Origin of the sequence: Devosia psychrophila, from assembly GCF_000971275.1 — a bacterium.
GTDB lineage: Bacteria > Pseudomonadota > Alphaproteobacteria > Rhizobiales > Devosiaceae > Devosia > Devosia psychrophila.
In genome coordinates, this window is record NZ_LAPV01000166.1 from 29,500 (window position 1) to 52,161 (window position 22,662).

The following is a 22,662-nucleotide window of genomic DNA, read 5'->3' on the forward strand; positions in this document are numbered from 1 at the left end:
ACGGCGATCAACCCCGTGCGCGTTTGACGCCGCTCGCGAGGTCCGCCACCAGATCACGCACTGCCGCAACGGTTTTCTCCGTGGCCTTGCCATCGACCAGCGTCTTCGCCACAGCATCGACCAACACAGTGCCGACCACGATGCCATCGGCATGCTTGCCGATTTCGGCAGCGTCCTCGGCAGTCTTGATGCCAAAGCCGACAGCGACCGGCAGGTCGGTATGGGTCTTGATGCGCTCGACGGCCTCGCCGACGGCACCGCGCGACTTGATGACGGCGCCGGTGACGCCATTCATCGACACGTAATAGACAAAGCCCGAGGTGTTCTTGAGCACGGCGGGCAGCCGCTTGTCGTCGGTGGTCGGCGTAGTCAGGCGGATAAAATTGAGGCCAGCCTTGAGCGCCGGAATACAAAGCTCATCGTCTTCTTCGGGCGGCAGGTCGACGACGATCAGCCCATCGACACCGGCGTCCAAGGCAGCGGCGATGAACTTGTCCACGCCGAAGATGTAGATAGGGTTGTAATAGCCCATCAGTACGATCGGCGTGGTTTCGTCCTTGCGACGGAAATCCTCCACCATGCCGAGCACGCCGCGCAGCGTCATGCCACCAGCCAGGGCGCGTTGCCCACCAAGCTGGATGGCCACGCCATCGGCCATCGGATCGGAGAACGGCATGCCGAACTCGATGATATCGGAGCCCGCCTGCGGCAAACACTCCATGATCGCCTGGCTAGTGGCCAGATCGGGATCGCCGGCCATGACATAGGTGACGAGAGCCGGGCGGCCGGCAGCCTTACACTCGGCGAAACGCTTATCGATACGCGACATGACTACAGCAGCCCCAGGTATTTGCCGACGGATTCCACGTCCTTGTCGCCGCGCCCTGACAGGCACAGAACGATGGACTGGTCCTTGCCCATGGTGGGCGCGATCTTCATCAGCTGAGCCAGACCGTGAGCCGACTCGAGCGCCGGAATGATGCCTTCCAACCGGGTGCAGAGCTGGAACGCTTCGAGCGCTTCGGTGTCGGTGATGGGCGCGTAGGTGACGCGCTTGCTGTCATGCAGGAATGAATGCTCGGGGCCGACGCCGGGATAGTCGAGACCGGCCGAGATGGAGTGACCCTCAAGGATTTGCCCGGCGTTGTCCTGCAGCAGATAGGTGCGGTTGCCGTGCAGCACGCCGGCGCGTCCGCCGGTCATCGAGGCGGCATGGCCGTTCTCGACGTCGATACCGTGGCCGCCGGCTTCGGCGCCATAAATCTTGACTGATGGATCATCGAGGAAGGCATGGAAAGTGCCGATGGCATTGGAGCCGCCGCCGACGCAGGCGACCACGGCATCAGGCAGCTTGCCCTCGGCCGCCTGGAACTGCTCCTTGAGCTCGATGCCGATTATCGACTGAAAGTCGCGCACCATTTCCGGATAAGGATGCGGGCCGGCCGCCGTTCCGATCAGGTAATATGTGGAATCCACATTGGTGACCCAGTCGCGCAAAGCCTCGTTCATGGCGTCCTTGAGCGTGCCGGCGCCTGCCGTGACGGGCCGCACTTCGGCGCCGAGCATTTTCATGCGCAGCACATTGGGCATCTGGCGTTCGACGTCGGTGGCGCCCATGAAGACGACGCAGGGCAGATCGAACTTGGCGCAGACCGTCGCCGTCGCCACGCCATGCTGGCCGGCGCCGGTCTCGGCAATAACGCGGGTCTTGCCCATGCGCTTGGCCAGCAGGATCTGGCCCAGGCAATTGTTGATCTTGTGGCTGCCAGTATGGTTGAGCTCTTCGCGCTTGAACCAGACCTTGGCGCCGCCCAGATGCTGGGTCAGTCGCTCGGCAAAATACAGCGGGCTGGGGCGGCCAGTATAATGGGTGTTGAGGCTCTTGAGTTCGCTAAGATACTCGGGATCGACCTTGGCGGCGCGATATTCGCGCTCAAGGTCGAGCACCAACGGCATGAGCGTTTCGGCGACGAAACGTCCGCCATAGATCCCGAACCGGCCCTCCTCATCAGGGCCATTGCGCAGGGAATTGATGCCGGTGGTGTCCACTGCTGCTATCCTTCGAATTTCGGCCGCATCCGGCCGATTGACCGAAGGGCTTGGCTTATACGGCTGAACGGGCGTTTCGGATGAATGCCTCGATCAACTGCTTGTCCTTGACGCCGGGTGCGCTTTCGACACCGGACGACACGTCCACCCCATAGGGACGGACAGTCTTGATGGCTTCCGCGACGGTCTGCGGCGTCAGGCCACCGGAAAGCATGAAGGGGATGGACGGGTCAAGCGCCTTGAGCAGTTCCCAGTCGAAGGTCTCACCCAGCCCACCCGGCCGGTCAGCACCCTTGGGGGGTTTTGCGTCGAGCAGAATGCGATCGGCCACGTCTACGAAACTGGCTACATGCGTGACGTCATCGGCAGAACCGATGGGAAGTACCTTCATGATCTCGACGCCGGCGACCGCCCGGATGGCCTCGACACGATGCGGGGTTTCCGGGCCATGCAACTGGATCCAGTCCGGCCCGAGCGCAGCGACCTCGGCGACACAGGAATTGTCTGGATTGACCAAGACAACGCAGGTCTCGATGCGCCCGCGCGCTTCAGAGATCAGCGTGCCAAGCCGTTCAATCGTGACATGGCGCGGAGAGCGCACGAAATGCATGAAGCCCACCATGTCGGCGCCGGCGTCGATCGCCACGTCCAGCATTTCGAGGGTCTTGATGCCGCAAATCTTGATGATCAGGGGATCGGCCATCTTGTCGCTCAGCGCAACTCCAGGAGGTCATCGACTTCGGCCGGCTGGCCGGATGGAGTCTGGCCGTTGTTGCGGCGCAGGTTTTCCAGCTCGCCATTGAGCTGATGCGCCTCTCGGCGCCAGTGTTTTTCGCCGCGCCGGTGCCGGCTCTGGGCAAACCATGTGGCAATGCCACCGAGCAGCACTCCGACCAGCAGCACGACATAGAGCACCACGAAAAGCGGAACGCCATAGCCGGGGACGACGGCGCCTTCGACCGAGACAAAAGGATTAAAATTAATCGCGACAAAATGCCGATTGGCCAAGGCAAAGAGGATCAGGCCCAGGCAAAGCGGGACGAGGATCACCCAACCGACGATTCTATTAGCCATTAGTCTTTCTGTCCGTTGGAGCTTTGCCCCTTACGAGCGGTTGAGCCGCTCGCGGATTTCCTTGCCGGCCTTGAACTGCGGCACATACTTTTCGCCCACATCAACCTGTTCACCGGTGCGCGGGTTCCGTCCGACACGCGCCGGCCGGTTTTTGACCGAAAAGGCGCCAAAGCCGCGCAATTCGACACGATCGCCGCGCGCCATCGCATCGCCGATCTCGTCAAGGATCGCGTTGACGATGTTCTCGATATCACGTTGGAAGAGATGTGGATTTTCCGCCGCGAGCTTCTCGACGAGTTCCGACTTGATCATCCCTGGCTCCAATTGCGGCCGTGATTGCTCCCATGATCAGGAGCGCGAGCCAACCTGCCAAAGCGAAACCAGCCCGTCAAGCGTGATAGGCCCATTGGGAAGACCAAGTGCAGCGCGTGCTTGACCGCCAAGGAAGGTTCCAACCAGATCAAAACCCTGTTCGGGCTCGGGATAGACGGTCACGACGTCGAGATCATCGGGTAGGTCTCGTTCAGCCTGCAGCCAGGCGATGGCCTCAAGTTCGCCGCCAACGGCGTCGATCAGCCCGGTATCGACGCCGATACGGCCGGTGATGATGCGACCATCGGCCAGCGCCAGGGTCGCCGGGCGGGAGAGGCCACGCCGTTCTGCCACCACGTCGACGAACCACTGGAAGCTGTCATCGACCAAAGCGGCAATCGAAGCGCGCGGCGCGCCGTCCATTGGCTCATCGAAGTCGGGTTCAGCCTTGAGCGGGCCGGACGCCACCTTGTCGAAATCGACGCCGATGGTGTCGAGCAGCTTGCCGGCATTGACGTGCTGGTACAATACGCCGATCGAGCCGACGATCGAGAGCCGGCGGGCAAAGATGCGGTCGGTGGCGATAGCAGTCATATAGGCCGCCGAGGCGCCCAGTTCCTTGATCACTGCCACCGTGGGCTTGGCTTCGCGCAGACGGCCCAGCGCCTCATACAGCTCCTCGCCGCCGGCCGTAGTGCCGCCCGGAGAGTTGATGGCGACGATGACAGCTTTGACGGCATCGTCTTCGGCGAGGTCCTCGATGACCTTGAGGCGGTCTGGATCGGTGGCAATGGTGCCGTCGATCACCAAGCGCGCAACGTAGTCGGAGCCCTGGCCCTGCGGCAGGGCAAAGCGGCCCAGGCCAATTATGATGGCGATGGCCAATGCGATAAAGGCCAGAGCGCGCCACAGCCCGCGCGACTTGCGGTAGGTCTCGGCCGCAATGGCGGCATGGGGATTGGGCTGGTCGGTCATTATTGCCTCATGCTCGTTTGTGACAGCGACGTAGTAGCGACCAAGGACTTTGGCAAGTCAGAAGCGGCGCAGCATCAGCTTGGCAGACTGTTCGTAGCTGGCAAGCTTATCGGCCAGTTCGGGAACTGCCACCGCGCGGAAGCCGTGCTTGTACCAGAAAGGCAGCGAACCATTGATGGCGACGAGGCTGACGCTTGGAAAACCGGACAGGCGGGCATGGCGCAGCATGTCGCCGACGATCATGGCGGCGGCGCCGGTTCCACGTGCGGGGTTCAGCAGCGCAAGGTCATGCACGTAATAGGTGTCGGCATCAGACGGGATGGCGCCAAGCAGCGCATTGAGCGCCGGCAGTTGGCCAAAGGTCCAGGGATGGGACAGCACATAGCCTGCGGGCTGGCCGTTCATTTCGAGCAATTGCGTACCGTCGGAATAGAGGCGCTGGCGCTCGGCAAAGACCGCGAGGTCTTCCGGAAAAGCGGGATGCACGGTCGCCGCAATGGCTTCGACCGCCGGCAGGTCAAGCGTGTTCATGGCCCGCCAATGCATCGTTTTTCTCATGTGTTTGTTACAAAGGAAAAGGCCCACGCTGTGAAGCGCGGGCCAGTTCATATTTGGTTCAGAATCCGTTCACCAATTACTTGGTGTCGCGGTCCTTGAGAGCTGCGCCCAGGATGTCGCCCAGCGATGCGCCCGAATCGGACGAACCGTAATTGGCGACAGCTTCCTTCTCTTCGGCGATTTCGAGCGCCTTGATGGAAAGCTGGATGCGGCTGGTCTTGCGATCGTACTGGGTGACGCGTGCGTCGACCTTTTCGCCCTTGCTGAAACGCTCTGGACGCTGATCGTTGCGATCGCGGCTGAGGTCAGCACGACGGATGAAGGCAGTCATTTCGGTGTCCGCGATGCGGACTTCGATGCCGCCTTCGTTGACTTCGACGACCGTGCCGGTCACGACAGCGCCCTTGCGGATGCCACCCTGCTCAGCAGCACCAGCCGGTGCGTCCGACGTGGTTTCGCCAGTCGACAGCTGCTTGATGCCAAGCGAGATGCGTTCCTTTTCGACGTCAACATCGAGGACCTTGGCCGAAACCATGTCACCGCGGTTGTAGTCTTCAAGGGCCACTTCGCCCGACTTCTGCCAATCGAGATCGGACAGGTGAACCATGCCGTCCACATCGCCGTCGAGGCCGATGAACAGACCGAATTCGGTCTTGTTCTTGACTTCGCCTTCAATGGTGGAGCCGACGGGGAACTTCTCGGCGAAGCTTTCCCATGGGTTTGCCAGGGTCTGCTTGAGACCGAGCGAGATGCGACGCTTGTCGGGATCGACCTCGAGCACCACGACTTCGACTTCCTGAGAGGTCGAGACGATCTTGCCGGGGTGGACGTTCTTCTTGGTCCAGCTCATCTCGGAGACGTGGATCAGGCCTTCGATGCCGGGCTCGAGTTCAACAAAAGCACCGTAGTCGGTGATGTTGGTGACACGGCCAGTGAACTTGGCTTCGATCGGATACTTGGCTTCGATGCCATCCCACGGATCTGCCTGCAGCTGCTTCATGCCGAGGCTGATGCGATGGCTTTCGTGGTTGATACGGACGATCTGGACCTTGATGGTCTCGCCGATCGTCAGCACTTCGGATGGGTGGTTCACACGACGCCATGCGATGTCGGTGACATGCAGCAGACCGTCGATGCCGCCGAGATCAACGAACGCACCGTAATCGGTGATGTTCTTGACCACGCCGTCGACAACCTGGCCCTCTTCGAGCTGCTGGACGATTTCCGAACGCTGTTCAGCACGCGACTCTTCGAGGATGGCACGACGCGACACGACGATATTGCCGCGACGCTTGTCCATCTTCAGAATCTGGAACGGCTGCAGCACGTTCATCAGGGGAGCGATATCGCGGATTGGGCGGATATCGACCTGCGAACGCGGCAGGAATGCAATGGCGCCTTCGAGATCGACGGTGAAACCACCCTTGACCTGGTTGAAGATGGTGCCTTCAACGCGCTCATTGTTGTTGTACATGACTTCGAGCTTGACCCAGCTCTCCTCACGACGAGCCTTCTCGCGCGACAGAACGGCTTCACCGGCAGCGTTTTCGACGCGGTCGACATAGACCTCGACGATCGAGCCGACCTTGATGGTGCCGTCACGGCCTGCCTGGCCGAATTCCTTCAGCGCGATACGGCCTTCGGTCTTGAGACCGACGTCGATGATCGCGAGATCCTTCTCGATCGCGACGACGGTGCCCTTGACGACAGCGCCTTCTAGCGGCTCGTTATCGACAAACGAGTCCATCAGCAGCGATTCAAAATCTTCTTTCGTCACAGTTTGCTGTGCCAAATATCTTCTCCGTTGCGCCGGTGGCTGGGGTTGAAGACCGGATTCCCGCCATTTCCAAGGAAATGCCGGCGCGCGAGTGCCCGATCGAAACGATGATTTGCGGTATAAGTCTGCGGGCCTCGCTGGATGATTGCCGGGACCGGACAGTCAAGGATGGATTTGAGTCTTTAGAAGCCGGTCCCTCGAACTGAAAAAGTCTTACAACTTTTTCCGAGGGGCCTCTAACGACCCTGCCTTGCCTGCCATGGTCCCATCGACAATCGCGATGGCTGCGCGGAGTGCGGCTTCTATATCGAGAAGCGTCGTATCGAGCAAGTGCGCGTCGTCGGCTTTGTAGAAGCCACCATTGGGGTTGAGCATGTCGCGCGCATCCCGCTCTTCGATCTGGTGATAAAGCGCGTAGCGGTCCACAGCTTGACCGCGCGCTTCGAACTGGCGGGCGCGGCGCTCCATGCGCGACTTGCTATCGGCCTGAATGAACAGCTTCACATCAGCTTCCGGGGCGATCTTGGTGCCTATATCGCGTCCATCCAGCACCGCTCCGCCTTCTTGAGTGGCGAAATCGCGTTGATAGTCGAACAAGGCCGAGCGCACCGCTCCAATCACCGCGACCTTGCTGGCCAGCGAACCTATCTTTGACGATTGCAGGTATTCCGGCTCGATATCGGCTTCGTCCAATGTCAGTGCTGCGGCGATGGCGCGCTGCTCGAAATCATCCGAGGCCTCATAGGCTTCGACGGCCCGGCCCACGGCCCTGTATAGCAGTCCGGTATCGAGGTAGGGCAGGCCGTAATGCCGGCCGAGCCCGGAGGCCAGCGTTCCCTTGCCCGAGGCGGCGGGGCCATCTACGGCGATGATCATGATCGTTTGGCCTTTACCGTCTCGAAGCGACCGCCGACTGCGGTCATGGCGTCGACGAAGCCAGGGAAGCTCGCTGCGATGGAGCCTATATCGTCGACCGTCACGCGATGCTTGCTGGCGAGGCCGAGCACAAGAAAGCTCATCGCGATGCGGTGATCGGATCGGCTGGTCACCTTGCCGCCGCCATCGACCCTGCCGTCGCCCACAATGGTAAGGCTGGTCTCGCCCTCGGTCACGGTGACCTTATTGGCCGCCAGACCCACGGCGGTGGCCGCGAGGCGATCGCATTCCTGCAAGCGCAGTTCGGCGAGGCCCTCGATCACGGTCTCGCCCTGCGCGAAGGCTGCAGCCATGGCCAGAACAGGGATGTCATCAAGCATGGTACCCGCATGATGGGCGTCGATATGCAGCCCCTTGAGGCGGGACGAACGCACACGCAGGTCAGCGACATGCTCGCCACCGACCATGCGCTGATTGATGAACTGGATATCGCCGCCCATCTCGAGCAGCGTGTCGATCAATCCGGTGCGGGCTGGGTTGACCAGGACGTTTTCGACCACGAGGTCCGAGCCAGGCACGATCAGCGCAGCGACAACCGCATAACCGGCCGAAGAAGGATCTCCCGGTACCACGAGGTGGCGGGGGCGGAGTTCGACGAGGCCGGTAACGGTAATCGTTGTGCTGCCACTCTCGTCGGTGGTGACGGTGATCGCCGCGCCAAAATCGGCCAGCAGCTTCTCGGTGTGGTCGCTGGTGGCGACGGGCTCGACGATGGTACTGGTGCCGGCAATCTGCACCGCGGCCAGCAGCAGCGCCGATTTGATCTGGTCGGAGGGCGCGGCCATCACGTGATAGAACGGCAGCGGCAAAGCCGGGCCGCGGCGCGTCAGCGGCAGGCCGCCTTCGACGGTTTCCTCGACCACCACGCCAATCGGCGCCAGGGCGTCGAGCAAGGCCCGCAGCGGCCGGCGGGTCAGGGTGGGACCACCGGTGAACCGGCCGGCGAAATTATACGGCGCCAACAGACCGAGCAGCAGGCGCAGGCCAGTACCGGAATTGCCGAGGTCCAGGCGAACCTGCGGCGGCATCAGCCCGACCACGCCCAGGCCATGCACGCGCCAGGCTTCGGCATCTGCATCGACGCGCACGCCGAGCTGGCGCAAGGCGGCGGCCGTGGACTGGACATCCTCGGCATCGAGCAGGCCCTCGATGGTGGTGCGGCCCACTGCCAGCGCAGCGATGATCAACGCGCGGTGCGAGATTGCTTTGTCACCAGGCGTCAGGAAGCGACCGGTCAGCGGGCTGGCGCCGTGGCTGGCAAGAGGGGCCGGGAGGACTGGTTTTTCGGTGATCGTCTGGTTCATGAGCGATCCCGGCTTTAGCACGGCCGGATGCGACAAAACCACTACCCGGCGCAACAGGAAGGCTTCTCTCCACGTTTTTGGTTTGACAGGGCCGGTGTTTGTCCATAACCGGACTGACCGAACCAGGGTCCCAAGACCCCCACAATCCTTACGACGAGGAACATCGATGGCTAGTTCCGAACGCGGCACCAAACGTACCGATCCCGAGACGGGCAAGAAGTTCTACGACTTGAACCTGGACCCGATTGTCTCGCCCTATACGGGCAAGAGCTATCCGCGCTCCTATTTCGAGCAGGTGCTGGCTGGTAAGCCTTCGCCGGTCAAGGAGCGCAAGGCTGACGTCGAGGACGAAGAAGAAGTCGAGGAAGAGGTCGAGGATGCAGCGGCACCTGAGACCGTCTCCCTTGAAGACGCCGACGCCGAAGAGTCCGGTGACGAGGAAATTCCCGAGACCGACGATGTCGAGGTAGATGAAGAGCTCGGCGAAGATGAAGCCGACGTGTTCCTCGAAGAGGACGAAGACGAGGACGACGAGCTTGGCTTTGACGTCGGCGGCGACGAAGATCGTTGATTTGACTTAAGTTTTCGGCCGGCTGACCCGTTCAGCCGGCTGAATTAGAAAGTGTCATTTAGGCACTTGCGCCAGTCGGAATCATCCAATAAGTTCCGCCTCGCTTCGGACGGGTTAGCCCTCCCAAGCACCCAATGAAATGGGGCCTTAGCTCAGCTGGGAGAGCGCTTGCATGGCATGCAAGAGGTCAGCGGTTCGATCCCGCTAGGCTCCACCAATTCCTTTATCATTCTTCGCGATGGCGCCGTTTTCAGTTAGCAAACTGTTAACGACGACGTCACGCTTTTGTCCCTTTTAGTGACGCGATGCACAATCTCGCTTTGGTCGCCGTCACTAGCGCGGCGAGCGCAGCCGGATCGAGGGGCTAATTCCGTATTCCTGCCACGGATTGACGCGGCGGTCGCACAGCATTCAAGCTTGGCTTAGCCAGAATTGGAAGTTGTCTTGCCCAAAGCGCCTTTCGTCATCAGCCAGACCCGCGCCCGCCACCTGTGGATCGCGGCGCAGAAGCTCGATAGCGTCGCCCCGTTCGGCGACGGACCCGAGGCGACCCGCGCCGCCATTGCCCATCTGGGCTATGTGCAGATCGACACCATCAATGTCATCGAGCGCTGCCACCACCACATCCTGTGGTCGCGCATTCCGGATTATCGCCGGGCAGATCTCAGGCAGGTCCAGTCGGCAGACAAGTCGGTGTTTGAATACTGGACGCATGCGCTGAGCTACGTGCCGACGACGCACCTGCCATATTTCATCCGGGCGATGAAGCAATATCGCGAAACGCCAAGCCGCTGGTTTGGTTCGGTGACGCCGGACGAGGTCAAGAAGATGCTCAAGCGTCTCAAGACCGAGGGGCCGCTGTCGATCCGCGATATCGGCGATGAAGCCCTGGTGGACAAGAACCACCCCTGGGCCAGCCGCAAGCCGAGCAAGCCGGTGTTGGAGATGATGTTCTATCAGGGTTTTGTGACGGTCGGTGCGCGGCAAGGGATGCTCAAGACCTATGACTTGATGGCGCGACATTTCGAGGCCTTGCCCAAGCCAGCCAGCCACCGGCAAATCCTGACGTACAAGCTGGATCGTGCCCTGCGCAGTCAGTGTATCGTCAGCCTTGATTCGATTTGCCACCGCGATGCCCCGAGCAAGGCTGGGGTGAAAGAGCTCATCGACAGCCGCCTGCGCCGCAAGCTGCTGGTGCCGGTGACCGTGGAAGGCGCCGAGAAAGCACCGCACTGGGTCGAGCCGGCGACGCTGGACACAAGCCCCAGCGAACCTCCGACACTGGTGCATATTCTGTCGCCATTCGATCCTCTGATCATCCAGCGCAAGCGGCTAAAGCTGTTCTTCGGCTACGACCACCTGTTCGAGGCATATCTACCGGCCGAGAAACGAAAGCTGGGCTATTTTGCGCTACCGGTGCTGATGGGCGACCGCGTGGTCGCGGTGCTTGATCTCAAGACGGATCGGCAGGCGGGCAAGCTGCTGGTGCAGAAGGAGACTTGGCTGGAGGACGTGGGCGCCGAGGGACGGGTAGCTGTGGACGAAGCGCTGGGAAGATTCGAACGGTTCCAGTTCGGCGATTGAGTTTCACCGAACGGCTTTCGCTATCGCCGGCTTTCCAGCAAGGGCTTGCCGCGCTAAGAGCTTCGCCGCGAGGTGGAGATAGACCCGATGGCGACTTATACCGATATTGCCCGACGGGTGTATGACCACACCTGGAAGCTCGATCCGATCATCCGCAGCCTGCTTGATACCGATTTTTACAAGCTGCTGATGCTGCAGATGATCTGGGGGCTGTATCCCAAGGTCGACGCCACCTTCTCGCTGATCAATCGGACGAAGTCGGTCATGCCGGCCGAAGAGATCGATATCGACGAGTTGCGCGCCCAACTCGATCATGTCCGCGCGCTGCGTTTTACCAAGAAGGAAATGATCTGGCTGGCTGGCAACAGCTTTTACGGCAGCAAGCAGATTTTCGAGCCAGCCTTCCTCAAGTGGTTGGAGGATTTCCACCTGCCCGACTATAGGCTGGAGAAGCGCGACGGGCAGTTCGTGCTGGAATTTCCGGGGCTATGGCTCGAAACCACGATGTGGGAAATTCCGGCGCTTGCCATCATCAACGAGTTGCGCGGGCGCGCTGCGATGAAGAACTACGGGCCCTTTGCGCTTGACGTGCTGTATGCCCGGGCCAAAGCCAAGATGTGGGAAAAGGTCGAGCGGCTGCAGAAGCTGCCCGACCTCAAGATTTCCGATTTCGGAACACGACGCCGCCATAGTTTCCTGTGGCAGCGCTGGTGCGTCGAGGCGCTGAAGGAAGGCATCGGCGATGCCTTCACCGGCACTTCCAACGTCAAGCTGGCGATGGACAATGACCTCGAGGCGTTGGGCACCAATGCCCATGAATTGCCGATGGTGCTGGCCGCATTGGCGAAGACCGACGACGCCCTTCGCGCGGCGCCCTATCAGGTGTTGCAGGATTGGGAGAGCTACTACGGCGGCAACCTCAAGATCGTGCTGCCCGATGCGTTTGGCACCGATTCGTTTTTGCGCGATGCGCCAGACTGGGTCGCAGACTGGACCGGTTTCCGCCCCGATAGTGCGCCAGCCATCGAAGGCGGCGAGCGCATCATTGCTTGGTGGAAGAGCCGTGGCCGTGACCCCCGCGAGAAACTGCTGATCTTTTCGGACGGGCTCGACGTCGACATGATTGAGGAAGCCTACCTGCATTTCGACGGCAAGGTGCGCATGGCTTTTGGCTGGGGCACTAACCTCACCAACGACTTCGAGGGCTGTGCACCCGATGGCCCCAATCCGCGGCTGGACCCGATATCCATCGTCGCCAAGGTCAGCGAAGCGGACGGATTGCCTGCGGTAAAACTGTCGGATAATCCGGCCAAAGCCACCGGAACACCGCAGGAAATCGCCCGCTATATCGCGGTATTTGGCGATGCTGGCCGGATCGAACATCCGGTCAAGGTCTAACGTATTTTTCCCAGCTTTTGATGGAACCGTAATGCGGCTAAACCATTATGAGTTGTGGAAAACTTGCGCTCCGAAGGTATTTTAACGTTTCGGAAAGCAGCCCGGACCAACGGTTCGGCAGGGGGCTCCGTCAGGGGCCGAAATGACTTTGCAGCTAATCGATATCAGCGTCCGCGACAGGCAGGCGCATCCACGCCTCGCCGGGCGCGTTACCGGTCACGTCCGGGCTGTCTTGTCCGAGACCTTGGGCAGCACCGAGCAAACGCACGACCTGGCTATACCAGTGTGGGCTGACGTTTCGGCAGACGCCAGCGATGCCGACATTGAGATGGCAATGATGCTCAAGGCCGCCGATATCATCGCGCGGCTCAAAGCCAATATCGAGAGGCCCGACGCGGGCTAGCTGTTCTGAAACATTTTGAAAAAGGCGCGCTCAGCCTCAGTCAGGCCGCCTATAGTTTGCCTGGGCGGCAAAGGCGCGTAGCGAAACCGGGCCGGCACATGGCGATATTTGGGCGAGAAGGCATAGTAGCGGGACGCCCGGGCGATGTCGGCATCTGCTGTCCGCCGCTTTTCATCGCGTATGAACCACGTCACCGCCACAATGACGATCACCCAGATAGCCAGCAATTCCCAAGCCATACCGGCCTCCTTGTCGGCAGCCGTGATAGCTAACAAAGACTTAACAACCAAATGGAAGCCGGCGTTATGATTACTCGGTAAAATTGTTGCTATGGGGGGTCGCTACGACGTTCCTGGAACCGAGGATCATTTTTTGTGTTTGTCGGCGCCTTCGATCGGGACGGCGTAGAGTTCGAGCCGGTGATCGACCAGGCGATAGCCGAGGCGCTTGGCGATGACCTCTTGAATGGCCTCGATTTCCTCATTTCGGAACTCGATGACGGCGCCGGAACGGATGTCGATCAGATGGTCATGATGCTCGTCGGGAATCAGCTCGAAGCGGGCGCGTCCGTCTTTGAAGTCATGCTTGGTGACCAGCCCTGCCTCTTCGAACAGGTTGACGGTACGATAGACGGTGGACAGCGAGATGCGGTCATCGACGGTGGAGGCGCGGCGATAGAGTTCTTCGACATCGGGATGATCGTGCGCGGCTTCGATCACCTGGGCAATGACGCGACGCTGGTCGGTCATGCGCATGCCCTTGGCGACGCAGGCTTCTTCTAGCGTCGGGTCAGTCTGGCTTTTGCTCACGCTTGAGCTCCCAACCGGTGCATTCAGATATCGGAGTTATCCAAGATCACGCGCCATGACAAGCGCGGTGGCCTGTGACCCGTCGGCTTTTGCATAGTAGCCCTTTCGGGTGGATATGGTGGCAAAGCCCTCGCGGGTATAGAGTTTGATCGCGGCGGCATTTTCCTCGCTGACCTCAAGGAACATCCGACGCGCTGGCGTGAGCAGCAGATCGTCGAACACGGCCCGCAGCAGGGCCTGACCGATGTGTTTGCCGCGCCATTTGGGATCGACCGCGATGGTCAAGAGCTCCGATTCGTCTTCCACGACGCGGATCAGGGCAAAGCCGGCAATGCGGCGCTTGGCGTCGCAGGCGACGTAGACCGGGGTGTTGGCTTCGGCGAGGAAACGCTCGAACTCGCCCGTGGGCCAGCCGCGATAGAAACCAAGAGAGTGGATGCGCGCCAGGTCTTTGGCATCGGCCATCCTGCCGGGTTCGATATGGAGGCCAGCGGGAGCCATCCAGAGCTTGATCATGCGCCTCGCCTTTCGATCCGTGCCGCGGTTTGCGGCTTGGCATCGGCATCGCGGATGTAGTTCGGCTCGGGCGGATTTTGGACCGGATCGAGCGTCGCGCCATAGGTGGCCAGGGCAGAGATGTCGACGATGTTTGATTCGATCAGTGCGGAGCCGGGCAGGACGAGTGCGCGGGCCTCCTCGATCGGCAGCAGAGCCCCCACAGACAGGGGCGCGGCTGGGCCGGAGAAGGTCTGGAAATAGGCTTCGCCGCGCCGTGCATCGAGCAGGATGGTGGTGGGCCCCGTTGCGGTCAGCGAGAGGGCGACGAGGGTTGAAAGACCAACCACTGGAATGCCGCGTGCCAGGCCGATGCCGCGCGCCGCGGACAGTCCGATACGGAGGCCGGTGAAGGAACCAGGACCGGTCGTCGTTACCACGCGCTGCAGGTCGGCATAGCCGATGTGGTTGCGGGCAAACAGGGTGGCGATGCGCTCGAAGATCAGTTCGGCGTGACCGGTGGCGATCTCGTCTATCGACACATCGACATGCCCGTCGGCGAGCAACAACGTCAGTTGCAGGCGCGGCGCGGCGGTATCGATGGCGAGCGTGATGGTCATGGCTTCGATCTAGCGCCGGGCGGCGCCGGTGTCGAGCCTGCCATCCGCCTTGACGCCCCCTGCCCCGGGAGCGAGCTTGCGGCATGCGTCCTGATTCGCCGAAAGCCCCGATATGACCTGGCTGGCCGAGACTGCCATGCTGAGCCATGGCTGGCGGCGCTTCCTGCTGTTGCTGCTGGCCGGCGCGATTGCCGGCCTGTCGGTGCCACCACTGTTCGTCGTGCCGGCGCTATTCATCGCCTTCCCGGTCTGGGTGTGGTGCCTCGATGGTGCCGAAAAGCAGCGTGGTTGGCGGCGGCTGTTCGGCCCGGCCTTCAGCATCGGCTTCGCCTTTGGCTGGGGCTATTTCACCGTCGCCTTTCACTGGCTTGGCGCGGCTTTTTTTGTCGATGGCGGCTTCATGCTGGTGCTGATGCCCTTCGCCATCCTGGCACTGGCTGCCCTGATTGCCTTTTTCTGGGGCCTGGCAAGCGCGTTGGCGCATCTGTTGTGGTCACACGGACCGTCGCGCATCGTGACGTTGGCAACCTTTGTCACCATCGCCGAATGGGCGCGCGGCCATGTCCTGACCGGCTTTCCGTTCGACCTGCTCGGCTACGCGCTGACGCCCAATGACGAGATGATGCAGATTACCTCGGTCATCGGCATATACGGGCTGACGCTGGTGGCGGCGCTGCTGGCGATGACGCCGGCGCTGATCTGGCCGGCCGATGGGCGCAATCTCAGCCGGAGGCTATTGCCATTCTTCATCGCTATGGCAGTGATCGCCGGCCAGCTCGGCTATGGCCATAATCGGCTGACCGGCACTGTCTCGACCGAGCGCACCGATATCTCGTTCCGCCTGGTGCAGCCGCTGGTCTACGAGCATTCCGATTTCGGCAAAGTCGATCCCGTCGCGCTGATCGACCGCCTGCTGATGCTGAGCGACATGCGCATGGACCCGGCCGACAAGGGACTGGCGGACATCACCCATCTAGTATGGCCCGAATCGTCGCTGCCGTTCTTTCTCGCCACCTATCCCGAAGCGTTGGCGCGGATTGCCCGCCTATTGCCCGAAACCACGACCCTGCTGACCGGCGCGCCGCGACAACAGTATGAGCCGATTGCCAGCGGTGCCGCTGGTCCGCCTCATAATTCCCTGCTCGCCATCGATACCAACGGCGAGATCATCGCCTCCTATGACAAATCCCATCTGGTGCCGTTCGGCGAGTTCATGCCGTTTGGCGAAATCCTGTCCCGGATCGGCATCCGGCAGTTCGTGCCCGGTGCCGCGGGCTGGGCGCATGGTGATGCGCGCCGTCGGCTGATGAGCCTGCCGGCCACGCCGCCGCTGCTCGCCCTGATCTGCTACGAAATCCTGTTTTCGGGCGACCTGGGCGATACCGCGGGGGCGCAGTTCCTGTTCAACATCACCAATGACGCCTGGTTCGATGGCTCGATCGGCCCAGCCCAGCATGCCCACCACGCCCGTGTCCGCGCCGTCGAAGAGGGCATGAGCCTGATCCGCGCCGCCAATACCGGGCTGACTTTTGCCACCGACCCACTGGGCCGCATCACTGCATCCATCCTACCGCAGCAGATGGCCGCGCTCGATGTGCGTCCGCATCAGCGACTGGCCAGCACGGTGTTTGCGCAGGTTCGCCACTGGCCCCTGCTCATCGCACTGATCGCCGGGCTGCTGATTTCCCTGGTCGCAGCACGCGGCGGGCGGCGCCGGAAGCAGCCCTGACCGGTCGGCATTTCGTCGGAAAACCATGCTCCCGATTCCTCATTTGGGATATCAAGCTTTCTTTATATCCCGCTTGACCGGCAGGACTGCCGATGTCACAACCCGTCGTAATAGGCCGTATTGGGCAGCTTTTTCACGTTCAGGGGATTCTCGTTGGCACGGTCTTCTTATCTGTTCACTTCAGAATCTGTTTCCGAAGGACATCCCGACAAGGTCTGTGACCGGATTTCCGACGAGATCGTCGACCTGGTTTTCCGCGAGGCGCAGAAGTCCGGGATGGATCCGTCGAAGGTGCGCATCGCCTGCGAAACGCTGGCTACCACCAACCGCGTGGTGATTGCCGGTGAAGTACGCGTCCCCGAAACGCTGCTGAAGAAGGACAAGGACGGCCAGATCGTGCTGGACGCCGCCGGCTCGCCAGTGGTCAATCCGAGCAAGTTCAAGTCGGCCGCCCGCAAGGCCATTCGCGCCATCGGCTATGAGCAGTCTGGTTTCCACTGGAAGACCGCCAAGATCGACGTGCTGCTGCACGGCCAGTCGGCGGATATCGCGCAGGGCGTGGATGAAGCCGGCAATAAGGATGTGGGCGCTGGCGACCAGGGCATCATGTTCGGCTATGCCAGCCGCGAGACCCCGGAATTGCTGCCCGCGCCGATCTATTACGCGCACAAGATTCTCGAAGTGCTGACGCTAGCGCGCAAAGAGGGCACTGGTCCGGCCAAGGTGCTCGGCCCCGATGCCAAGAGCCAGGTCACCGTGCGTTATGAAGACGGCAAGCCGGTTGGCGTTACGCAGATCGTGCTGTCGACGCAGCATCTCGATGAAACGCTAACCTCGGCCGACGTTCGCACGATCGTCGAGCCCTATATCCGCGAAGCCCTGCCGGAAGGCTGGATCGACGACAACACCGTGTGGCACATCAATCCCACCGGCAAGTTCGTGGTCGGGGGCCCTGATGGCGACGCTGGCCTCACCGGCCGCAAGATCATCGTCGACACCTATGGTGGCGCAGCGCCCCACGGTGGCGGCGCTTTTTCGGGCAAGGATCCGACTAAGGTCGATCGTTCGGCGGCTTATGCCGCGCGCTACCTTGCCAAGAATGTGGTTGCTGCCGGCCTTGCCGATCGCGCCACGATCCAGCTTGCCTATGCCATCGGCGTGGCGCAGCCGCTGTCGATCTATGTCGATCTGCATGGCACGGGCAAGGTTGAAGAGACCGCGGTCGAAGCCGTTCTCGGCAAGGTCATGGACCTCACCCCGCACGGCATCCGCACCCATCTCGATCTGAACAAGCCAATCTATGCCAAGACTTCGGCCTACGGTCATTTTGGCCGCAAGCCCGGCCGCGACGGCTCGTTCTCGTGGGAAAAGACCGATCTGGTCGCCGCCCTCAAGGCCGCATTGAAATAGGTTTCAGATCAACTTTTGGCGTTCGGACTTAGCTACCCGGTCCGGACGCCCCATATCTCCGGAAGCATTGCCGCCGGAGTTTTCATGCCCAACAACGTCTATCGCTTTCGCCGCCTCAAATGGGGTGCACCCAAGCGGTTCGAGGCCACGCCGGGCAGTGCGCGACCTCCCGCCTTTGGCTGGGATACCCTTGCCATCGTCGCCGGTCTCGTGGTCATAGGCACACTTCTGTACTTTCTGATCTAGGCCGTCATGACCGACCACCAGCTTCCCAAGACCCGTTCAGGCGAACCGCGTGCTTTTTTTGGCCGGCGGTCCGGCAAGAAGCTGCATGGCGGGCAGCAGGCGGTGTTTGACGCCACGTTGCCTGATCTTGAGTTCAAGCTTAGCGGCGCGCTCGATCCGCGCAGCCTGTTTCCCAAAGCCGAGAAGATCATCGTCGAAATCGGCTACGGCGGCGGCGAGCATCTGGCGGTCGAAGCAGGTCGGCACCCTGACACAGGCTACATCGGCTGCGAGGTGTTCACCGGTGGCATCGGCAAGATGGTGCAGACCATTGCCGCCGAGAACCTGCGCAATATCAGGCTGTTCACCGATGATGCGTTCAAGCTGCTGGTCGAGCTGCCCGACGCGTCGCTGGACGAGGTTTATCTGCTATATCCCGATCCCTGGCCCAAAACGCGTCATCACAAGCGCCGCTTTGTATCGCCGACCACACTGAACGAACTGGCCCGGGTGATCCGCACGGGAGGGCTGTTCCACTTCGCCACCGATATCGAGGATTATGCGAACTGGACACTAGCCCATATTGTTCGTGAGCCTCAGTTCAGCTTTACGCCGGGAAAACCGGGCAGCTGGCATGAGCCTTACGAGGGTTGGGAGGCGACGCGCTATGAGCAGAAAGCCCGCCGCGAAGGGCGCCTGATCAGTTTCTATTTCAGCTTCCTGCGGCAGTGACTGTGCCGCTTTGGCGAACGCTGAAGTCGTTACCTATGTCAAAGTTTAATACGACCTGGCACTGGTAGTGCCGCAATCGCGCCCCATATCGGACCTTCGACAAGCAGTTCCGGGGTTCGCCATGTCTACTTTGTCCACATCCAGCCAGCACGATTTTCAGGTGTTGACGGTGAAACCCGGCAAGTGGACCCTGACGGTGGTTACCCTGCTGCGCGGCGAGACGCGGCGATTTAACGAGATCAAGCGAGCCGGGGGGATATCGCAAAAGACACTGACAACGACGCTGCGCGAACTCGAGCGAGACGGATTCGTCACCCGCACTATGTTTGCGACCATTCCGCCGCGCGTCGACTATGAATTGACCGAACTTGGTCAGGAGCTGTTGCTGCTGGCCGATAGCTTGCGCAATTTTGCAGATCGCAATGGCGCCATGGTCAGGGCGGCCCGGGAACGTTTCGATGCCCATGGCGGGGAGCCGCCGATACGGATTGTGCAGGCCAGCTAAAGCGGCATACGGGTGCCGCCGGCGAACCGGCGGCACCGTGGCAGGCTATCTAGAGAGTAACCCGCTGCAGCGAACCAGGCGTGTAGAATTGCATTGCCTGAGTGCCGTCTTCGAGGGTCACGTAAGCGCGAACCAGGCCGTTCCAGTCTTCCACCGAACTTGCATCGATGCCGCGCTGCTGCAGCTGGGAAATGATGGAGTTGCTGGTGAAATCACGTGTCGCCTCGGAAGGATTGTCGCCAAAGATGGATTCGGCAAAGGCGGGTGCGGCAGCGCCTGCAAAGGCAGCAACGGCGACGAGTGCGATAACTGTGTTCTTGATCATTTCAGATGTTCCTTTCGTTGAACAACCTGGAAATGATACTGCCCCGACCAATCCTCAAGGGACGATTTCGCGGAATCCACCCCTTGAACTTCAGGTAAACATCCCGAGCGTTTTATAAAGGAAATCAAGGGGTTATAGACCGCCCTAGTTTCCCAGATGCTACCGGGTTTCATTTTTGTGACGCTCCGGCCAGCAAGGGTTTTCGGTTGCTGGAACCGATCTGGAGGGGTGCTTCGGCTGTCGAGGGAAGACCATCCTGCCGACGCGCATGCAGATTTTGAGCGGCAAATGGTCACCCGCAATGGGCGACGCTATCATGTCGAGAAGCTGCCTTATTTTGATTTTGACGAGGATCGGCTGCAAAGGGCCGGCCGCCCGCGCCAGATTGGCGTGTTCCACGACCGAAACGAGGCGCCTCAGGTCGCGAGTTGGTCGGCTCAAGCGTGAAGCCTTGCCACTCCGCAGCAATGGCGCTATATAGGCGCCAACATCTCTAGCATTTGCAGAGTGGGAGCCTCCCCGGCCCCGCTCTTTTTTATTACCGTCTTCTGGAAATTTTGGGGAACGATGAGCTTCGACCTCACCGAACAGCGCTTTATCAAGGAAACGGGCCTCGAAGCCCGGGTTTCCCGTATTGTCGAGCCGGTGGCCAATGGCCTTGGCTTCTCTCTCGTGCGGGTAAAAATCACCCAGGAAAACGGCTGCACGCTGCAGATCATGGCCGAAGACGAGAATGGGCGATTCACCATCGTCAATTGCGAGAAGCTGTCCAAGGATTTGTCGCCGGCGCTTGACGTGGAGGACCCGATCGAGCGCGAATATCATCTGGAAGTCAGCTCCCCCGGTATCGACCGGCCGCTGGTGCGCCGCCGTGACTTTGCCGCCTATATCGGCCATGACGTCAAAATCGAACTCTCGGACATGATCAATGGCCGCAAGCGCTTTCGCGGCTTCATCAAGGCCGTGGACGACGATGCGTTGGTGATCACCCTGCCCGACGCCCCAACCGGCACCGACCCCGACCATCGCCTGCCCTTCATCACCATTGGCGAAGCCAAGCTGGTGATGACCGATGCATTGATGGAAAAGGCCCGGATCGACCAGGAAGCCCACCCCATCGACGACGATGAGACCGAAACGGTCGAATACGCCGAAGCCGACAATGACGACGAAACCTCTCAAGCCGACGACCCTGAGACCGAAACGGTCGAGGATACGGCGGAATCCAATCCTCCCAGGGAGACCAAGTAAATGGCCGTTAGTGCGAACCGCCTCGAGCTGTTGCAGATCGCAGATGCCGTTGCCCGCGAGAAATCGATCGACCGCATGGTCGTGATCGAGGCAATGCAGGACGCCATGGAAAAGGCCGCCAAGGGGCGTTACGGCGCGGAGACCGAGATCAAGGTCGAGATCAATCCTCGTTCGGGCGAAACCCGGATGTGGCGCCTGCTGGAAATCGTCGAGACGGTTGAAGAGACCAGCCGCCAGGTCGATCTAAAGTTTGCCCAGATCAAGTCGCCGGAAGCCAAGGTCGGCGATTTCCTGACCGAGCCGCTGCCGCCGATGGAATTCGGCCGTATCGCTGCGCAGTCCGCCAAGCAGGTCATCGTGCAGAAGGTGCGCGATGCCGAACGCGAGCGCATGTATGACGAATATTTCAACCGCATTGGCGAGATCGTCAACGGCACCGTCAAACGCGTCGAATATGGCAATGTGATCGTCGACCTGGGTCGTGGCGAAGCCATCATCCGCCGCGACGAGCTGATCCCGCGCGAAATGTTCCGCTATGGCGACCGCGTTCGTGCCTATGTGTATGACGTGCGCCGCGAACAGCGCGGTCCTCAGATTTTCCTGTCGCGCACCCATCCGCAGTTCATGGCCAAGCTGTTCATGCAGGAAGTGCCCGAGATCTATGATGGCGTCATCACCATCCGTTCGATCGCCCGCGATCCGGGTTCGCGCGCCAAGATTGCCGTGACCTCCAATGACAGCTCGATCGATCCGGTCGGCGCTTGCGTTGGTATGCGCGGTTCGCGCGTTCAGGCCGTCGTGGCCGAACTGCAGGGCGAAAAGATCGACATCATTCCGTGGACGGACACCATTGCCGACCTCGTAGTGAGTGCTCTGCAGCCGGCCGACGTTGCCAAGGTAGTGCTCGACGAGCAGGCCGAGCGCATCGAAGTCGTGGTGCCAGATGAGCAGCTGTCGCTGGCTATCGGCCGTCGTGGCCAGAATGTGCGTCTTGCCAGCCAGTTGATCGGCTGGGATATCGATATCCTGACCGAGCAGGAAGAAAGCGAACGTCGCCAGAAGGAATTCTCCGAGCGCTCGAGCCTGTTCATGACAGCCCTTGACGTTGACGAGATGGTTGCCCAACTATTGGCCTCCGAAGGGTTCTCCTCGGTCGAAGAACTAGCCTATATCGATGCGAATGAAATCGCTTCGATCGAAGGCTTCGACGAAGAGACCGCTGGCGAAATCCAAAACCGCGCTACCGAATATCTGGCGGCTATCGACCGCGCCCATGACGACGAGCGTAAGGCGCTGGGCGTCGAGGACGAGCTGTACGAAATCGCTGGCCTTACCGCATCCATGCTGGTTGCGCTGGGCAAGGAAGATATCAAGACGGTGGAAGACTTTGCCGGTTGCGCCGCCGATGACCTGATTGGCTGGAGTGAACGCAAGGACGGCGAGACCAAGCGTTTCGAAGGCACTTTCAAGGACTTCCCGGTGAGCCGTGAAGAAGCCGAAGACATGATCATGCAGGCCCGTATCAAGGCCGGCTGGATCAATGCAGAAGACCTGCCACCTGTCGAAGGCGAAAAAGTCGCCGACGAAGAGGCGACGGCTTAAGCCGTTTCGGAGCGAAGG

General features: G+C 60.8%; 27 protein-coding genes and 1 tRNA gene. 13 read left to right on the forward strand and 15 right to left on the reverse strand.

Annotated features, from left to right (window positions below):
* Positions 1-7: 7 nt before the first annotated feature.
* From trpA to aroA, 10 genes are all read right to left on the reverse strand, one after another.
* Entirely contained in the window at positions 8-829 is an 822-nt protein-coding gene (trpA, locus tag WH91_RS18790; RefSeq protein ID WP_046172547.1) for a tryptophan synthase subunit alpha, read from the reverse strand.
* Between the two features lie 2 nt (positions 830-831).
* Positions 832-2,049, reverse strand: a complete 1,218-nt coding sequence (gene trpB, locus WH91_RS18795; protein WP_171910543.1) for a tryptophan synthase subunit beta — start codon at positions 2,047-2,049, stop codon at positions 832-834.
* A 55-nt stretch (positions 2,050-2,104) separates the two neighbouring features.
* A complete protein-coding gene (locus WH91_RS18800) occupies positions 2,105-2,752 on the reverse strand; it encodes a phosphoribosylanthranilate isomerase (protein WP_046172549.1) in 648 nt (215 codons plus the stop codon).
* 8 nt (positions 2,753-2,760) lie between these two features.
* On the reverse strand, positions 2,761-3,123 hold the full coding sequence (locus WH91_RS18805) for a lipopolysaccharide assembly protein LapA domain-containing protein (RefSeq protein ID WP_046172550.1): 363 nt from the start codon (positions 3,121-3,123) through the stop codon (positions 2,761-2,763).
* A 30-nt stretch (positions 3,124-3,153) separates the two neighbouring features.
* Positions 3,154-3,435 (reverse strand): integration host factor subunit beta, encoded by a 282-nt coding sequence (locus WH91_RS18810; RefSeq protein WP_035099264.1) that lies wholly within the window; start codon positions 3,433-3,435, stop codon positions 3,154-3,156.
* A 36-nt stretch (positions 3,436-3,471) separates the two neighbouring features.
* Positions 3,472-4,410 carry a signal peptide peptidase SppA gene (gene sppA / locus WH91_RS18815; RefSeq protein WP_082102272.1) on the reverse strand — a complete coding sequence of 313 codons (939 nt, stop codon included), beginning with the start codon at positions 4,408-4,410 and terminating at the stop codon, positions 3,472-3,474.
* Positions 4,411-4,467: 57 nt separating this feature from the next.
* The gene (locus tag WH91_RS18820; protein WP_244542289.1) at positions 4,468-4,941 is read right to left on the reverse strand and encodes a GNAT family N-acetyltransferase; all 474 of its coding nucleotides are present in this window, start codon (positions 4,939-4,941) and stop codon (positions 4,468-4,470) included.
* A 103-nt stretch (positions 4,942-5,044) separates the two neighbouring features.
* Positions 5,045-6,760 (reverse strand): 30S ribosomal protein S1, encoded by a 1,716-nt coding sequence (rpsA, locus tag WH91_RS18825; protein WP_046172551.1) that lies wholly within the window; start codon positions 6,758-6,760, stop codon positions 5,045-5,047.
* Positions 6,761-6,958: 198 nt separating this feature from the next.
* Positions 6,959-7,621 (reverse strand): (d)CMP kinase, encoded by a 663-nt coding sequence (locus WH91_RS18830; RefSeq protein WP_046172552.1) that lies wholly within the window; start codon positions 7,619-7,621, stop codon positions 6,959-6,961.
* Positions 7,618-8,985, reverse strand: a complete 1,368-nt coding sequence (aroA, locus tag WH91_RS18835) for a 3-phosphoshikimate 1-carboxyvinyltransferase (protein WP_046172612.1) — start codon at positions 8,983-8,985, stop codon at positions 7,618-7,620. The genes WH91_RS18830 and aroA overlap by 4 nt, the downstream gene beginning before the upstream one ends.
* 166 nt (positions 8,986-9,151) lie before the next feature.
* On the opposite strand from aroA, the gene WH91_RS18840 reads away from it, so the two are divergent.
* The 5 genes from WH91_RS18840 to WH91_RS18860 all read left to right on the forward strand — a co-directional run bounded on the left by WH91_RS18840 (position 9,152) and on the right by WH91_RS18860 (position 12,941).
* The gene (locus WH91_RS18840) at positions 9,152-9,556 is read left to right on the forward strand and encodes a TIGR02300 family protein (RefSeq protein WP_046172553.1); all 405 of its coding nucleotides are present in this window, start codon (positions 9,152-9,154) and stop codon (positions 9,554-9,556) included.
* A 141-nt stretch (positions 9,557-9,697) separates the two neighbouring features.
* A tRNA-Ala gene (locus WH91_RS18845) sits at positions 9,698-9,773 on the forward strand.
* 227 nt (positions 9,774-10,000) lie between these two features.
* On the forward strand, positions 10,001-11,140 hold the full coding sequence (locus WH91_RS18850; RefSeq protein ID WP_046172554.1) for a winged helix-turn-helix domain-containing protein: 1,140 nt from the start codon (positions 10,001-10,003) through the stop codon (positions 11,138-11,140).
* A gap of 87 nt (positions 11,141-11,227) precedes the next feature.
* On the forward strand, positions 11,228-12,538 hold the full coding sequence (gene pncB, locus WH91_RS18855) for a nicotinate phosphoribosyltransferase (RefSeq protein WP_046172555.1): 1,311 nt from the start codon (positions 11,228-11,230) through the stop codon (positions 12,536-12,538).
* A 142-nt stretch (positions 12,539-12,680) separates the two neighbouring features.
* Positions 12,681-12,941 carry a hypothetical protein gene (locus WH91_RS18860; protein ID WP_046172556.1) on the forward strand — a complete coding sequence of 87 codons (261 nt, stop codon included), beginning with the start codon at positions 12,681-12,683 and terminating at the stop codon, positions 12,939-12,941.
* Here the strand turns inward: WH91_RS18860 and WH91_RS18865 are convergent.
* The 4 genes from WH91_RS18865 to tsaB all read right to left on the reverse strand — a co-directional run bounded on the left by WH91_RS18865 (position 12,938) and on the right by tsaB (position 14,865).
* Positions 12,938-13,180: a hypothetical protein gene (locus tag WH91_RS18865; protein ID WP_046172557.1), complete on the reverse strand. Its 243-nt coding sequence runs from the start codon at positions 13,178-13,180 to the stop codon at positions 12,938-12,940. The two genes, WH91_RS18860 and WH91_RS18865, sit on opposite strands and share 4 nt — an antisense overlap.
* Before the next feature lie 126 nt (positions 13,181-13,306).
* Entirely contained in the window at positions 13,307-13,696 is a 390-nt protein-coding gene (locus tag WH91_RS18870; RefSeq protein ID WP_046172613.1) for a Fur family transcriptional regulator, read from the reverse strand.
* Between the two features lie 90 nt (positions 13,697-13,786).
* Positions 13,787-14,266, reverse strand: a complete 480-nt coding sequence (gene rimI, locus WH91_RS18875) for a ribosomal protein S18-alanine N-acetyltransferase (RefSeq protein ID WP_046172558.1) — start codon at positions 14,264-14,266, stop codon at positions 13,787-13,789.
* On the reverse strand, positions 14,263-14,865 hold the full coding sequence (gene tsaB / locus WH91_RS18880) for a tRNA (adenosine(37)-N6)-threonylcarbamoyltransferase complex dimerization subunit type 1 TsaB (RefSeq protein WP_052952974.1): 603 nt from the start codon (positions 14,863-14,865) through the stop codon (positions 14,263-14,265). The genes rimI and tsaB overlap by 4 nt, the downstream gene beginning before the upstream one ends.
* Before the next feature lie 112 nt (positions 14,866-14,977).
* Between tsaB and lnt the strand changes: the two genes are divergently transcribed.
* From lnt to WH91_RS18900, 5 genes are all read left to right on the forward strand, one after another.
* Complete coding sequence (gene lnt, locus WH91_RS18885) at positions 14,978-16,594, forward strand: apolipoprotein N-acyltransferase (protein ID WP_046172559.1); 1,617 nt, start codon at positions 14,978-14,980, stop codon at positions 16,592-16,594.
* Positions 16,595-16,747: 153 nt separating this feature from the next.
* Positions 16,748-18,004 (forward strand): methionine adenosyltransferase, encoded by a 1,257-nt coding sequence (gene metK / locus WH91_RS18890; protein WP_046172615.1) that lies wholly within the window; start codon positions 16,748-16,750, stop codon positions 18,002-18,004.
* Between the two features lie 84 nt (positions 18,005-18,088).
* On the forward strand, positions 18,089-18,250 hold the full coding sequence (locus WH91_RS24770; protein WP_158409608.1) for a hypothetical protein: 162 nt from the start codon (positions 18,089-18,091) through the stop codon (positions 18,248-18,250).
* A gap of 6 nt (positions 18,251-18,256) precedes the next feature.
* Entirely contained in the window at positions 18,257-18,961 is a 705-nt protein-coding gene (gene trmB / locus WH91_RS18895) for a tRNA (guanosine(46)-N7)-methyltransferase TrmB (protein WP_046172560.1), read from the forward strand.
* A 121-nt stretch (positions 18,962-19,082) separates the two neighbouring features.
* Complete coding sequence (locus WH91_RS18900; RefSeq protein ID WP_046172561.1) at positions 19,083-19,466, forward strand: winged helix-turn-helix transcriptional regulator; 384 nt, start codon at positions 19,083-19,085, stop codon at positions 19,464-19,466.
* A gap of 49 nt (positions 19,467-19,515) precedes the next feature.
* Here the strand turns inward: WH91_RS18900 and WH91_RS18905 are convergent, their stop codons facing one another.
* Positions 19,516-19,791, reverse strand: a complete 276-nt coding sequence (locus WH91_RS18905) for a hypothetical protein (protein WP_046172562.1) — start codon at positions 19,789-19,791, stop codon at positions 19,516-19,518.
* A 288-nt stretch (positions 19,792-20,079) separates the two neighbouring features.
* Between WH91_RS18905 and WH91_RS24775 the strand changes: the two genes are divergently transcribed.
* From WH91_RS24775 to nusA, 3 genes are all read left to right on the forward strand, one after another.
* On the forward strand, positions 20,080-20,238 hold the full coding sequence (locus WH91_RS24775) for a hypothetical protein (RefSeq protein ID WP_158409609.1): 159 nt from the start codon (positions 20,080-20,082) through the stop codon (positions 20,236-20,238).
* Between the two features lie 120 nt (positions 20,239-20,358).
* Positions 20,359-21,042, forward strand: coding sequence for a ribosome maturation factor RimP (rimP, locus tag WH91_RS18910; RefSeq protein ID WP_046172563.1), 684 nt, complete (start codon positions 20,359-20,361; stop codon positions 21,040-21,042).
* Positions 21,043-22,644, forward strand: coding sequence for a transcription termination factor NusA (gene nusA, locus WH91_RS18915; protein ID WP_046172564.1), 1,602 nt, complete (start codon positions 21,043-21,045; stop codon positions 22,642-22,644).
* Positions 22,645-22,662: the final 18 nt, after the last annotated feature.

Bases quoted from the DNA above. Each gene is read 5' to 3' on its own strand.
- trpA (WP_046172547.1), bottom strand. From the start codon at position 829: ATGTCGCGTATCGATAAGCGTTTCGCCGAGTGTAAGGCTGCCGGCCGC.
- WH91_RS18800 (WP_046172549.1), bottom strand. From the start codon at position 2,752: ATGGCCGATCCCCTGATCATCAAGATTTGCGGCATCAAGACCCTCGAA.
- WH91_RS18805 (WP_046172550.1), bottom strand. From the start codon at position 3,123: ATGGCTAATAGAATCGTCGGTTGGGTGATCCTCGTCCCGCTTTGCCTG.
- WH91_RS18810 (WP_035099264.1), bottom strand. From the start codon at position 3,435: ATGATCAAGTCGGAACTCGTCGAGAAGCTCGCGGCGGAAAATCCACAT.
- sppA (WP_082102272.1), bottom strand. From the start codon at position 4,410: ATGACCGACCAGCCCAATCCCCATGCCGCCATTGCGGCCGAGACCTAC.
- WH91_RS18820 (WP_244542289.1), bottom strand. From the start codon at position 4,941: ATGAACACGCTTGACCTGCCGGCGGTCGAAGCCATTGCGGCGACCGTG.
- WH91_RS18830 (WP_046172552.1), bottom strand. From the start codon at position 7,621: ATGATCATCGCCGTAGATGGCCCCGCCGCCTCGGGCAAGGGAACGCTG.
- aroA (WP_046172612.1), bottom strand. From the start codon at position 8,985: ATGAACCAGACGATCACCGAAAAACCAGTCCTCCCGGCCCCTCTTGCC.
- WH91_RS18840 (WP_046172553.1), top strand. From the start codon at position 9,152: ATGGCTAGTTCCGAACGCGGCACCAAACGTACCGATCCCGAGACGGGC.
- pncB (WP_046172555.1), top strand. From the start codon at position 11,228: ATGGCGACTTATACCGATATTGCCCGACGGGTGTATGACCACACCTGG.
- WH91_RS18860 (WP_046172556.1), top strand. From the start codon at position 12,681: ATGACTTTGCAGCTAATCGATATCAGCGTCCGCGACAGGCAGGCGCAT.
- WH91_RS18865 (WP_046172557.1), bottom strand. From the start codon at position 13,180: ATGGCTTGGGAATTGCTGGCTATCTGGGTGATCGTCATTGTGGCGGTG.
- WH91_RS18870 (WP_046172613.1), bottom strand. From the start codon at position 13,696: ATGCGCATGACCGACCAGCGTCGCGTCATTGCCCAGGTGATCGAAGCC.
- rimI (WP_046172558.1), bottom strand. From the start codon at position 14,266: ATGATCAAGCTCTGGATGGCTCCCGCTGGCCTCCATATCGAACCCGGC.
- tsaB (WP_052952974.1), bottom strand. From the start codon at position 14,865: ATGACCATCACGCTCGCCATCGATACCGCCGCGCCGCGCCTGCAACTG.
- lnt (WP_046172559.1), top strand. From the start codon at position 14,978: ATGACCTGGCTGGCCGAGACTGCCATGCTGAGCCATGGCTGGCGGCGC.
- WH91_RS24770 (WP_158409608.1), top strand. From the start codon at position 18,089: ATGCCCAACAACGTCTATCGCTTTCGCCGCCTCAAATGGGGTGCACCC.
- trmB (WP_046172560.1), top strand. From the start codon at position 18,257: ATGACCGACCACCAGCTTCCCAAGACCCGTTCAGGCGAACCGCGTGCT.
- WH91_RS18900 (WP_046172561.1), top strand. From the start codon at position 19,083: ATGTCTACTTTGTCCACATCCAGCCAGCACGATTTTCAGGTGTTGACG.
- WH91_RS18905 (WP_046172562.1), bottom strand. From the start codon at position 19,791: ATGATCAAGAACACAGTTATCGCACTCGTCGCCGTTGCTGCCTTTGCA.
- WH91_RS24775 (WP_158409609.1), top strand. From the start codon at position 20,080: ATGGTCACCCGCAATGGGCGACGCTATCATGTCGAGAAGCTGCCTTAT.
- rimP (WP_046172563.1), top strand. From the start codon at position 20,359: ATGAGCTTCGACCTCACCGAACAGCGCTTTATCAAGGAAACGGGCCTC.
- nusA (WP_046172564.1), top strand. From the start codon at position 21,043: ATGGCCGTTAGTGCGAACCGCCTCGAGCTGTTGCAGATCGCAGATGCC.